This is a genomic window from Vibrio nigripulchritudo, from assembly GCF_027924785.1.
Classification (GTDB): domain Bacteria; phylum Pseudomonadota; class Gammaproteobacteria; order Enterobacterales; family Vibrionaceae; genus Vibrio; species Vibrio nigripulchritudo.
The window spans coordinates 331,163-343,902 of the sequence record NZ_AP027050.1; the positions used below are offsets into that span (position 1 = coordinate 331,163).

Genomic DNA, 12,740 nt, shown 5'->3' on the forward strand with positions numbered 1-12,740 from the left:
ACAAAGTCGTGATCGGACATTTTAGGGTGACTTTTATCTGAAATTATTGATAGATAACGCATTGAAATATAATAAGAATAACGTTCTTTAAATCTCTGTCGTCCACACAGTGAAAACTGATGTTTTATGCAGAGAAAAAGAAAACTTACTCCCGGTTTTGAGGAAGAGAATGAACAATTTTCGATCAGGGAATCGGTTTCAGGTTGAGGGATTGTTTAAAATAACTTTTGAATTGTGAGTTACATAAGTACTATTTTTATCATTAGTGTGCCCAAGGAGAGGGAGTAAAAGTGACCAAATCATCGTCTGCAACCATCTCTGACGTCGCTCGAAAAGCAAACCTGTCGAAGTCTGCTGTCTCTCGTTATCTTAATGGAAACCTGAATCTCGCCCCCGAAACGGCAGAACGTGTCAACGAGGCGGTGAAAGCGCTTAATTACAAACCGAGCCGATTGGCCCGGAGGCTGAGTGCAGGTGTCAGTGAAACCATCGGGTTGGCGGTACCGGACCTTTCAAACCCCTTCTTTTCAGAATTAGCGGATTCCGCAGAAGCGACCGCGTCTCTTCACGGTTACGAGCTGACGATATGCATTACCCGAAGCGAACCTGATCGCGAAGGGTTGTACATCGGCTGGCTGGATACCCGCAATATTGATGGTTTGCTATTTATCACCAACCGACCTGATGACGGCAGTCTGAACACGCTTATTGGTGAACGGACAAATGTGGTCTTGCTGGACGAAGATGTGCCGGGAACAGGTGTCATCAAGATCTTTTCCGATAACGTTAAAGGCGGTTTCCTGGCTACGCAGAAACTGATTGAACTGGGGCATACCGACATTGCTTATGTAGGTGGTCCCGAAACTCTAATGAGCGTGCAGGAACGCTTTGAAGGCTACCAGAGTGCAATGGTTGAAGCGGGGTTAGCCTGTCATTCCTCCCGCATTTTTTATGGTGAATATTCACGCTCTTACGGGAATCAGGTAGCAGATTGGATCGCAGCGTTAGAAAAGCGACCGACCGCGATTTTCTGCGGCAGTGACTATATTGCCATAGGGGTGATTGAAAGCCTGAAAAAATATGGTATTCAGGTGCCTGACGACATCTCCATCATCGGATTCGATGACGTGAATTTCGCGGGACTGCTCACCCCATCGCTCAGCTCCATCCGGCAATCTGCACAGGTATTGGGGAGACTGGGCGTGGAAGCCCTACTTGGCATTTTAAAGCAGACTGATCTGGAAGCGTCTTCCTCACCGACCAAACTGCGCCGTATACCTGTTGAGTTAGTGATACGGGATTCGATCAAATCACTCTCATAGATTGTTGGTAGCTGAAACAAAAAGGTTGGCTGAACACCCCATTCAATCGGAGTACTAGCCAACCATAGTTAAGACCCCTAAAAGGGAGCCTGACACAAGAATTCATCACGCGTTCTCACCAGAGGATCTGGTCGTGATTGTGCCAAGACTTGTCTGAATTAGTCGAACGTAAACGGAGTGTTTGGACTCGTCACAACGCCGTTAATCCAGTCGTAGTGATGAGGAACGTCGGCATACACGCCATATTTTCCTGGGAGAGCACAACCTTCACCCCAACTTACGATTCCAAGCTGAGTGACTAGCCCACCCTGATTAACCACGATTGGACCACCACTGTCATAGGCACAGGAATCTTTACCACCTTCTTTCAATCCTGCGCAGAACGCCGATACGCCAATGTAGTCCTGAGCGTAAGAACCTCCCGCTTCGTGACAGGTTTCAGCTGAAACTAAAGGTACACTTACTTCCTGAAGTACGTCTGGTCGCCCACCATGCTGAGCAGTGAAGCCAAGACCAGCGACGGTGAGGAGATCTCCAGCACGGGCATACTGGGCAAGGCTATGCTGACCAAGATCTACAGCCGGAAAGCCTTGAGGAATGGTATTAAGCTCTATTACCGCAACATCGTGTTTCACGGTTGTAGAGTTGTAACTTGGATGCCTAATTATCCGTTTTATATCAAAGCGAGTTCCGTCTTTGCTATTAAACTTATAGCCACCCAGCTTTACATCGAGTGTTGCACTGGACCGGTTAGCGACACAGTGTGCAGCGGTCAATACAAAACCATTGCCAATGTAGCTACCGCCACAGAAAGGTTCATCAGTGGAAGAAGGAATAAGTTGAGCAAAAAAGCGCCAGCTTGCAGGGTTGGCATCCATTCCTCCAATGATTCTTGGCGATACGTTGTCTGAAGCATTAACTGTAGTGGGCAACATTAAGCTGGCAGCCACAGCCAGAATGCTTAGTTTCATCTGTGATTTCATGCTTTTATCCTTTTCTATTTTTGTCAGTAATATCCAAATTTACTTACGTATATGCCTCTGTAGGCATAAAGCATGTTAATCGCTTAAAAATTGCTCAACAATTAAATTTCTATAATTGAATGTAATTTATAAAATATACACCCAGAACATCAAACCATGAGCTGAAACAAAGTGCCACCAGGACAATTTAGAGTGATTTTTATCTGAAACCTCAGCCAGAGCGTGAGGATATCGAAGTAGCAAAGTCGTGTTTTCCTATTCGCTTATTGGTTTCCATCTTTTGAGAATTACGTGTGGATGAGGAACACTGCTTTTTCCTAACGAATTCAACTGGCTTGTTGTGAAAGCCTGCGATCTCTCCATTTTTCTGTGATTAAAAAGTGACCGTTATTGTTGACATTATCAATTTTACTGGTTAATAATCGATCAGGTAAACCGGTTTACAAAACAAAAATGGACTTCAGAAAAGGACGAAGACAATGTTTAGGGAAACATGGAAATTACTCACTTCATTCACGGGAGTAGCCGCTTTGATTGTGGCTATGTCTTTTCAACCAGCACTAGCGAAAGAGAAGCTGAGATTCGCGTTGGTTCAGATCAATCAGCAGGCTTTATTCTTCAACCAGATCAACGAAGGAGCGCAGAGAGCGGCAGACAAAGCTGGTGTTGAGCTTCTGATCTATAACGCTAACGACAAACCTTCTGCTCAGAACGATGCTATCGACGCCTACATCCAGGACAAGGTGGATGCGATTCTGGTGCTTCCCATTGACGTAAACGGTATTCGGCCTGCCATTGTTTCTGCCAAGGAAGCGGGCATTCCGGTTGTGACCATTGATGGAATCGTTGAAGGAGTCAACGACGTTCAGGTGGGGGTTGATAACCTGCTTGCCGGTAAACAGATTGGCGAGTTTATGACTCAGTACATCAATGAAAAAAGCCTGAATAACCCGAGTGTGGGCGTAGTTGGGGCGCTGAATTCCTATATCCAGAACGTGCGCTTGGACGGATTTAAAAACGGGCTTTCCAAAGGAAAAATTGTCGACACGGTGGACGGTCGAAATGTTCAGGATGTTGCCCAGACTGCGGCTGAAAACTTACTGATTGCGAATCCGGGAATGAATCTGGTGTACGCCACAGGTGAACCAGCACTGATTGGTGCACTGGCCGCGACGATTTCACAAAACGCCAAAGACAGAATGCGTGTATTCGGGTGGGATCTGACCGCGCAGGCAGTAAAAGGTATCGATGAGGGCTGGGTAGTCGGTGTGATTCAGCAAAACACCTTCGGTATGGGTGAAGCGGGCGTTAACGCTGCGGTTGATCTGGTTAAAGGTAACGCCGTGGATAAGCAGATTGATGTTCCCGTTACCATTGTGACTAAAGCCAACGTGGACGATTTCCGGTTCATGTTCAAGTAGCGCACACAGCAAGCAGTAAAAGGAGATCATTTGATGAATACGGATGTGCATCTGGATCGAATCAAGATGACCGGAATCAGCAAAACCTACGGGGCGATTCAGTCACTACGCAATGTCGATTTAACACTCAAAGCGGGTGAAGTGCTGGGCTTGGTGGGAGATAACGGGGCAGGTAAATCGACGTTAACCAAAATTCTGTCTGGGGCGGTGTCACCAACCAGTGGCACCATCACCCTAGAAGGAAAACCTGTGGTGTTTGAATCGCCAGCTGATGCCAGAGCAGAGCACATCGAGATGGTGTATCAGGATCTCGCGCTGTGTGACACGGTCGACGTCGCCGGAAACCTGTTTATGGGAAGAGAGCCGCTTAAATCGGTGTGCGGTCTCAAGCTGATGGATAAGGCGGTCATGCATCATGAAGCGTCTGAAATGCTCAAAGGGCTGGGGGTGAAAATCCCCAATACCCGTACTCAGGTGCAACATCTGTCTGGCGGGCAGCGTCAGGCAATTGCGATTGCCCGCGCGGTGGGGTTCAACCCTAAGGTACTCATCATGGATGAACCTACCGCTGCGTTGGCGGTTGCTGAAGTAGAAGCCGTTCTGGAACTGATCAAAAAAGTGAGCGAGCTTGGTGTGAGCGTCATCCTGATCACTCACCGATTGCAGGATCTCTTTCTGGTCTGCGACCGGATTATGGTGATGGCTGAAGGACAGAACGTCGCCGAGAAAAAAATCGATGAGACGGATCTCGCTGATGTGGTGGACCTGATTGTGGGGCAGAAATTTACGGCGCAATCCGCGCAGGGACTGCCTTCTGCCAAAGGCTCCTCATCAACTCGTGGCGAGCAACTCAACTCAGGAGGCGCATAATGGAGAGCCTTTCGATGACGGATAACTCAAGGGAACTGAACCACTCATTTTTCCGAAGACTGATGTTGGAACACGCAGGAGTGGTAAGCATCGCAGCGTTTTTCCTGTTGTGCGTGGTGGTGTTCTCGCTGAGTACTGATCACTTTATGACTTCCGGAAACCTGCTGAATGTTTTAAGGCAGAACGCACCGCTTCTGATTGTGGCGTCCATCATGACGTTGGTGATCACCACAGGAGGTATTGACCTCTCGGTGGGGTCAACTCTGGCACTGACTGGCGCATTGTCAGCAGTTGCGCTCAGCCACTGGGAAGTGCACTGGGCTGTGGTGGTGGTAGCTGCTCTGGCTCTGGGGGCTCTTATTGGAGCGATCAACGGCTACTTTATCGCGTATGAGGGGATTCCTGCTTTCATCGTGACTCTGGCTTCACTCACCATCATTCGGGGGATCGGGCTTCTGATTACTCAGGGGTATTCCATTCCAATCCCAGATGACTCGCCTTTTGCGCATATTGGTCGTGCCTGGCTGTTTGATGTGCCATTGCCGGGCATCATCGCCTTTGCCGTGGTGGGTTGTGCTTACCTTACTCTGAATAATATGAGATACGGCCGTTACGTGACGGGCATTGGTTCAAACGCGGAAGGCGTAAGACGGGCAGGCGTGAATACCAAATCCATCATCTCCAGTGTCTATGTTCTTAGTGGGATGGCGGCGGCTTTGGCTGGAGTGATCATCACGGCAAGGCTGGGCAGTGGTTCATCCAATCAGGGAGTGGGTTTCGAGCTGGAAGTGATTGCGGCTGTGGTGATTGGCAGTACCAACCTGTTTGGCGGGCGCGGAACCATAGTAGGGACAGTGCTTGGTGCATTGACCGTTGGGGTCATCAATAACGGTTTGATTCTGGCGCACGTTTCACCTTTCTACACCCAGATTGTTACCGGTGTGATTATCCTGATCGCCATCTGGCTGAACACCCGAATCTTCAATCCATCATCCAGCTCAAAGGGGTAAGTCAGGTATGAAAAAAGGTACGATATTTACTCACCCTGATCCTCTGCCTCTTGGCGTGAACTCGGGCTGCGTCATGACGGTACTGGGTCCCATGCCAGTAGAGCAGATGGGCGTAACTCTGATGCACGAGCACATTCTGGTGGATGCATCAGGGAAATGGGTGCCCCCATGTTGCTGCTCTGACCGGCATTTTGCTGAGCGTGAAGTGAGCGTAGATATGCTGAGCGATCTACGTCGAAACCCGCTTATCAACAAGGATAACTGCCAGTTGTTCGACGAGACGTTAGCCATTGAAGAGCTGATGTTTTATGTCGAGCTGGGGGGCGAAACTGTGGTTGACCCCACCAATATCGGAATTGGTCGGGATCCACTTGCGTTGCAGAGAATATCGCGCCGCACCGGGCTGAATATTGTAATGGGAACGGGGTTCTATCTGGAGCCCTCACACCCGGAATACGTGGCGTCCAGCTCTGTGGAAGATCTCACCGCTAAGCTGGTGTTTGATGTGGGCGGCAGCGAGGAAAAACCTTCGGTCATGGCTGGATTCATTGGTGAGATTGGCGTATCCAGCCAGTTTACTGCCAATGAAGAAAAAAGCCTTCGGGCTGCGGGAAGAGCCAGTGCGATCACTCAGGTGCCTATTCAGGTGCACCTGCCGGGCTGGGAGCGTTTGGGGCACCAAGTGCTGGATGTACTGGAGTCGGAAGGAGCAGACCTGAAACATGTAGTGCTGTGCCACATGAATCCGTCTTATGACGACGAGATCTACCAGCACGAACTGGCAGACAGAGGGGCATTTCTCGAATACGACATGATCGGTATGGATTACTACTACGCCGAGGAGGATGCGCAGTCGCCCAGTGATCAGGACAACGCCAAAGCCATTCTCAAGCTGATTGAATCGGGTTATGAGCGGCAAATTCTTCTGTCTCAGGACGTGTTTCTAAAGTCGATGCTTAAAAAATATGGCGGCAACGGGTACGGCTATATTCTCAAGCATTTTGTGCCTCAGCTTCGCAGGCTGGGCGTATCGGGTGAGCAATTGGAAACGCTGATGATCACCAATCCTACCCGTGTATTTTCAAATATTGATTAGACACCAATATAGCAGTGCCTGATCTAGCGGTGCCCGGAAGGCTAGGGTCACCAATAACAAGGATGAAAAACCATGACAAAGAAAAATGTTTTACTGGTCGGTGAATCTTGGACGACCAATGAAAGCCATACAAAGGGGTTTGATCTGTTCGCGACCGCGACATTCAAAACCGGAGCAACGGATTTTCTGCAACAACTGGAAGACAGTAACTACCAGATCACCTACATGACAAACCATGAAGCGCAGGAAGGGTTTCCAACTGAGCTGGAAGAGCTGAATATTTACGACATCGTCGTACTGTCTGACATTGGCACCAATACTTTGTTGTTGCACCCAGACACCTGGGCAAAAAGCGCCAGAACCCCTAACCGACTCAAGCTGATTAAAGAGTATGTGCTGGGAGGTGGTGCACTGATGATGATCGGTGGTTACCTGAGTTTTCAGGGCATTAATGGCGCTGCCCGATACCACGGAACACCAGTAGAAGATGTGCTGCCAGTGACCTGTTTGCAGCGAGATGATCGAGTGGAAGTGCCAGAAGGGTTCGTTGCCGAACTCGTCGCAGATCACCCTGTTTTAAGTGGCGTTAAGGACGAAGAGTGGCCCTATCTGCTCGGGTACAATCAGGTAGAAGCCAAAGAGGGGGCAACGGTACTGGCTGTAGTACCGGAATCGCAGCATCCGTTACTGGCGTGTCAGGAATTTGGTCGTGGGCGTGCATTAGTCTGGACGAGCGATATGGCTGTGCATTGGGTGCCTGAGCCTTTCATTGCGTGGTCGGGTTATAAACGCATCTGGACGAACTGTTTCGACTGGCTGACAGAAATACCTGCCACCGCTTAAGACACGAAAAAGGTAAAGTTTATGGACGCGGTATCCCTGACACAACGGCTGATCAACATTCAGACACTTAACCCGCCTGGTGATGAGCAAGAATGTTCGCGTTACCTCACGTCACTTCTGGAACTGGAAGGCTTTCAGGTTCGCACTCATTGTTTTGGTGAAGGGCGGGTAAACCTGATAGCGGAAATGTCGGGAGCAGAATGCGGGGAGCCGCTTGGCTTTACTGGTCATATGGATACCGTGCCGCTGGGCAATGCTGACTGGGGCAAATCACCATTTGGTGGTGAAATCGAAAAAGGGCGCCTGTATGGTCGGGGCTCCAGTGATATGAAGTCCGGCATTGCAGCGTTTATATCGGCATGCATCAAAAACAAGGCGGCGATCAAAGAAGGTAAAGGAGTCGTTCTCATTTTGACAGGCGGAGAAGAAACGGGCTGTGACGGAGCAAAAGCCATGGTCGCCGATAACGTTGATTTCCCCGAAGTTGGTGCGTTGATTGTCGGCGAACCCACCAGTAATTACCCCGTAATTGGACACAAAGGTGCGCTGTGGCTGAAAGCGTCGTTTAAGGGAGTCACTGCCCACAGCGCCATGCCAGAGCAGGGACACAATGCGATTTATGATGCGTCGGAAGCGGTGTTTTCTCTGAAGCATTTATCGATTGGAGAAAGCCATTCTCTGATGGGGAGTACCACTTTGAACATTGGCACTATTCAAGGGGGAATCAACATCAACTCCGTGCCCGATCATTGTGATTTTCATATCGACATCCGTACCGTAGAAGGCATGAATCATTCCTGCGTCAGTCAGAAAATTCAGCAGCTAATTGGTGGTCAGGGGCACTTAGAAACGGTCATGGATTTGCCGCCTATGCTGTCAGACGCCAGTCATCCATGGATAAACTTGTGCTATCAAGTGTGTCAGGTAGATTCGTCCAAAGAACTGAAACCGACGATCATGCCTTACTTCACCGATGCAGCCATTCTTAAGCCGCGGTTGAACAATATACCGACAGTCTTGTTGGGACCGGGAAGCCCAGAGATGGCGCATCAGACTGACGAATACTGTTATGTTGAGAATATTGTTCGGGCTGTTGATATCTATGGAGAGCTGATCTCTTCGTGGCAGTTAAACACCTAAAAGTCTTGAGTTAGTGTCTCCAGTCAATATCACCGAATGGTTCAAACACGAACTGGTGGGGCTGACAGAACTCGCTAGGTTTTCCTTCAAAATGGCATTCCTCTGTGTGGAAGGCTTCAACTTGCTCTACATCACCGCACGCCATCCCAACGGACAGGTTACTTAGCGCCTGTACTTCTCCCGGTTCCAGCTTATCCTTCCCCAACGAGATACCACAATTGAAAGTGCCATACTGATTGTGCACTTTAATGTTCATTTTTAAATCGGTTAGCTTGGTATCGGTGGCATTTTTAGCAACGTAAATGCAGCGACAGCCTGTAGGGGTAGTCGTGAAAGACTTGGGGTAAATGCCCACTGTCTGATTCATTACCGATGAGAAGATGTCCGTTTTCTTAGTCGATCGGGTTGCGGATTCATCGGTTAAGCAACCTGATATTGCTGGCGTTAACATCAGCAGTAGGGTCCTGTTCATGATTGCACCTTATCTGATCAATCTTCTTGTTGTTTGAAAATAGACATTTAAATAGCAAAGAATATGCCTTTTGCGAATTCAGCTCTTGTCAAATCTTGATGGATTAATGCGAAAACCCCTCAAGTTCTTAATCTTGATACAAATACTTGTTTCAACAGGAAAATCAGTTGAGCTCATCACCAAAAATTAAATTCAAGCTGAACCTGTACTAAGCACAGCGTGGGCAATTATTTGCCCTATATACCCAAGTGACCTCAAGATGCAGGATTCAGAGCCTCATATTCTGTTTCAGTTCAAGAAAAAGAACGCAGCGGAATGACGAGTCCTTTCCAAGTTCTTTGACGATGAAATGGGACAGAATATGGGCTCCCAAGGGCGAGTTTAACTGGCTTCCATACTGCGTTACCGATTATTGATTTAGAGCCACTAGATCTTCAAATCGGTGTCTTGTCTGTAAGCCAGTTAATTCTTGCTGAACCTAGCATCTTGAGGTTACTTGGGTATAAGCAACATTTTGCTTGAAGCCATATCTCCTATTGATGACGTTTTAAATACCGTTCTCTGAACTTTGCAGTAGCACACCTTTCTCACCGATGAACTGATGTATAACATTGTATTTCCATACCTTTAGAGACGCGCATGACCCGCTTACTGATTGTTGAAGACATTCCCGCATATCGACAGTTTTTATCTCAGCTTTCGGATTCTGAGCAGATCAGCCATTGCGACAGTGCCAGTTGTCTGGCGGAGGCTTTCGAGCTGGTTAAGCAGTATCAATACGATTTAGCTTTGGTTGATCTCGGCTTGCCCGACGGTAATGGACGGGAACTGATCGCTCACTTAAGAACGCAATCCTCAAAAACGGAAATCATGGTGCTGACCATCTTTGGCGACGAAGACAATGTGCTCAAAGCCATCGAAGCGGGGGCTCGTGGTTACTTGCTGAAAGACACCCCATTCGAACAGATAGAGCAGGCGATCGCTAACCAACTTGCCGGAGGCGCGCCCATGAGTGCTGCCGTGGCTGCCCATGTGTTGAACCAAATTCAGGGCGGGCAAAAAGAACCTTTGCCGAATCCATTAACGGGTCGGGAAAACGAAGTACTGACTTTGCTGGCAAAAGGTCTTAAAAGCAGCGAAATCAGTAATATGATGGGTATTTCTCATTACACGGTGAACGATCATATCAAAGCGATTTATCGCAAACTTGAAGTCAACAGCCGCTGTGAAGCGGTGTATGAAGCCAATCAACAGGGGCTGATCAAGTAACCTCAACCCCTGCCTCAACTAGCTTACTTCGCTTCCAGCACCATGATGCGTTCTTCCAATCGTTGAACCTGCTGGTGCAGTTGCTTGGTGGTTTCCAGCAGCAACGGAATCAGCCCTTCATAGTCGACACTCTTCATGCCTTCGGCGTCTTCATCCACTAGTGATGGGATAACCGCTTCTACCTGTTGGGCAATCAGTCCGTATTCCGTGGTGTTACTGTGGCTGTCTTTCCACAAAAATGTCACGCCATTCAACTGACTGAGGATTTGCTGTGGTGAAAGGATAGGGTTGATGTTTTTCTTGAGCCTTTCATCAGACGTTCGACGAAAGTTACGTGCTTTGATGGCTCCGGTTTCCCCATCGACGTGAATATCGGGGGTATCCTTGGGGGTGATGACTTTAATTGAACCGGTTTCGTTGTCGATGCGTTCTGTTACCGCTGCCACACTGCCCACACTGATTTCTTTGCGGCACTCCTGTTCTTCACAGAACACTTTATCGGACACGGTTGATTTGGTGCGAACGCGGTTTGGCGTAATAACCGTGCGGTTGGCGCGGCTAGAAAATTCTGAAGTGATGATTAAGTTGTCGCGCAGAATCTCAACGCCAGTGCCTTTGTTTTCTTCGGCTCGCTGACCAAAACGAAAGTGGTTTGCGATGTTGTCGATGCGGCGGGTGCCCAGTTTGATGTCGGTAGTCATAATTAAGTCCTTTTAGTTTTGAGTTGGCGTAGAAAAGAGCCCGAATGGTAGCGGAGTTCCGGTACTGCTGAGGGTGCCGTTGGCTTCTTCTAAATCGAATGAGAAGGTCGCGCCGTTGATCATCACTTGCAGATTCACGTTAGCGACTTTGTTCACCCCCGATGTCGCGCAGCGAAGGTGCAGTTTGCTGACGGACTTCATGGGAACTCGTGCTTCTGTATCCAGCACCACTTGCTCGGAAGCATAGAGCTTCATCGCCCCCTGATTCACCAGCGATTTCACTACCAGCGGGAACTTGCGATCCCCGTAATGGAGGTTGAACACCAGCTTTTCTGCGTTGCTTCTCGCCTGTACCGTCAACGTAGCCCCCAGCATATTTAACGTTTGATGAGGAATTAGGTTTCGCAGCGAACCATTAAATGGAATTCCGAGTTCTTCTGTGGCTTTACGAACGCGATAATTTGGTGCGATTTGCCCCATCACTTTTCGCAGACTGAAGGTGTGATGGTCGGTCATCATGGATTGCAGACGAGCAAAATACTGGTTTGCTCCGGATTTGTTGGGATGAAGCATATGGGCTTTCTGGCAAGACACCGCAGTGAGCAGGTTTTGTCCCAATTCCAACCCTTCCGATGCAGAAAAACTCAACGTTGCCTGATATTTCGGGCACATTTTGACGCGCTCGCGAGTGACCAGAGGATCGCCTCGCAACCCCCACACCTGCGGCTGCCGTGTGAACATGGCTTTGCTGGCGGACAAACCGGGGTGAACAAACCAGATGGGCGCTTTGCCACTGGCGGTGAGTTGTTGGTTGACCTTGTTGGCTGCACGCATTGCGCCCAGTTCCATGGCGGTATAGAACAGATAAGCATTGAGTTTGATGATGTCGAGCTGGTCGGCTGGCGCAGTCAGCCCGTCGCCCATCCATCCGAGAATGTCATCGATGGGCGTGAGCGCTTCGGCAAACTCGATAATGGTGTCGGCAAAACGGTTTCCGGTTCGGAAGTTAGCAATTTCCTGCAACACCGAACCCGCTTGCTCCATCACGTCTAATACCTGCTCAACACTTTCAAATTTTGAATGCGGGGAAACGGCCGGGAAGTATCCCGTATAGATGATCAACGCATTGGGGCATTGATTTCTGGCTTTCACCAAAAATGGGATCAGGCGGTCGTCGACCAGTCCATCTAGCTTCTGCACCGTCTTTTCAAAATCGGTGGCGGCAGACTTAAACCCCACGTCGTTGGCAATGCCGTTCATCAGCAGCAAGTCGACGGTTTCAGGTTGTTTGATGTCTGTGAGTTGTCTGGTAATGGTCGGGTACGACGCAGGTAAATCACCAAAATAGGTGGGTTGTGGCAAGTTGGTGTCGTAGCTCGGGCGTCGGTGGTGCTCGTTGTCGTTCCCGATAATGGCACCTGAGTGGGCTTTGTAATCGCCAGTGACGGGCTGGTGAAGATCCCGCACGTTTGCGCCACTATTTACGTTTTGTCGAAGCCAACTGACGAGTTGATTCGCATAGGTTAAGTGACGGGGAATACCTTGTCCCCACATCACGGAATCACCAATAACGGCTATTCGCATCATGTCCTCCTTGAATTTAGATAGGTGTT

At 49.0% G+C, this 12,740-nt stretch carries 12 protein-coding genes; 8 read left to right on the top strand and 4 right to left on the bottom strand.

What is annotated here, in order from left to right:
• Positions 1–290: 290 nt before the first annotated feature.
• A complete protein-coding gene (locus tag QMG91_RS19795; protein WP_281831632.1) occupies positions 291–1,322 on the top strand; it encodes a LacI family DNA-binding transcriptional regulator in 1,032 nt (343 codons plus the stop codon).
• A gap of 158 nt (positions 1,323–1,480) precedes the next feature.
• Here QMG91_RS19795 and QMG91_RS19800 read toward each other — a convergent pair whose 3' ends face one another.
• Positions 1,481–2,305: a S1 family peptidase gene (locus tag QMG91_RS19800; protein ID WP_281831633.1), complete on the bottom strand. Its 825-nt coding sequence runs from the start codon at positions 2,303–2,305 to the stop codon at positions 1,481–1,483.
• A gap of 479 nt (positions 2,306–2,784) precedes the next feature.
• On the opposite strand from QMG91_RS19800, the gene QMG91_RS19805 reads away from it, so the two are divergent.
• The 6 genes from QMG91_RS19805 to QMG91_RS19830 all read left to right on the top strand — a co-directional run bounded on the left by QMG91_RS19805 (position 2,785) and on the right by QMG91_RS19830 (position 8,685).
• Entirely contained in the window at positions 2,785–3,726 is a 942-nt protein-coding gene (locus QMG91_RS19805) for a substrate-binding domain-containing protein (protein WP_022593771.1), read from the top strand.
• Between the two features lie 33 nt (positions 3,727–3,759).
• A complete protein-coding gene (locus tag QMG91_RS19810; protein WP_281831636.1) occupies positions 3,760–4,596 on the top strand; it encodes an ATP-binding cassette domain-containing protein in 837 nt (278 codons plus the stop codon).
• A complete protein-coding gene (locus QMG91_RS19815; protein ID WP_022589920.1) occupies positions 4,596–5,606 on the top strand; it encodes an ABC transporter permease in 1,011 nt (336 codons plus the stop codon). The genes QMG91_RS19810 and QMG91_RS19815 overlap by 1 nt, the downstream gene beginning before the upstream one ends.
• Positions 5,607–5,613: 7 nt before the next feature.
• A complete protein-coding gene (locus QMG91_RS19820; protein WP_281831638.1) occupies positions 5,614–6,702 on the top strand; it encodes a phosphotriesterase family protein in 1,089 nt (362 codons plus the stop codon).
• Positions 6,703–6,774: 72 nt separating this feature from the next.
• Complete coding sequence (locus QMG91_RS19825; RefSeq protein ID WP_004406755.1) at positions 6,775–7,545, top strand: glutamine amidotransferase; 771 nt, start codon at positions 6,775–6,777, stop codon at positions 7,543–7,545.
• A 21-nt stretch (positions 7,546–7,566) separates the two neighbouring features.
• Entirely contained in the window at positions 7,567–8,685 is a 1,119-nt protein-coding gene (locus QMG91_RS19830; RefSeq protein WP_281831639.1) for a M20 family metallopeptidase, read from the top strand.
• Positions 8,686–8,695: 10 nt separating this feature from the next.
• On the opposite strand, the gene QMG91_RS19835 is transcribed toward QMG91_RS19830, so the two are convergent.
• Positions 8,696–9,157, bottom strand: coding sequence for a hypothetical protein (locus QMG91_RS19835; protein ID WP_281831640.1), 462 nt, complete (start codon positions 9,155–9,157; stop codon positions 8,696–8,698).
• Positions 9,158–9,796: 639 nt separating this feature from the next.
• On the opposite strand from QMG91_RS19835, the gene QMG91_RS19840 reads away from it, so the two are divergent.
• A complete protein-coding gene (locus tag QMG91_RS19840; RefSeq protein ID WP_022560777.1) occupies positions 9,797–10,426 on the top strand; it encodes a response regulator in 630 nt (209 codons plus the stop codon).
• Positions 10,427–10,449: 23 nt separating this feature from the next.
• Here the strand turns inward: QMG91_RS19840 and QMG91_RS19845 are convergent, their stop codons facing one another.
• Complete coding sequence (locus QMG91_RS19845; protein ID WP_004406761.1) at positions 10,450–11,127, bottom strand: tail fiber domain-containing protein; 678 nt, start codon at positions 11,125–11,127, stop codon at positions 10,450–10,452.
• 12 nt (positions 11,128–11,139) lie between these two features.
• Positions 11,140–12,714: a hypothetical protein gene (locus QMG91_RS19850; RefSeq protein ID WP_281831641.1), complete on the bottom strand. Its 1,575-nt coding sequence runs from the start codon at positions 12,712–12,714 to the stop codon at positions 11,140–11,142.
• Positions 12,715–12,740: the final 26 nt, after the last annotated feature.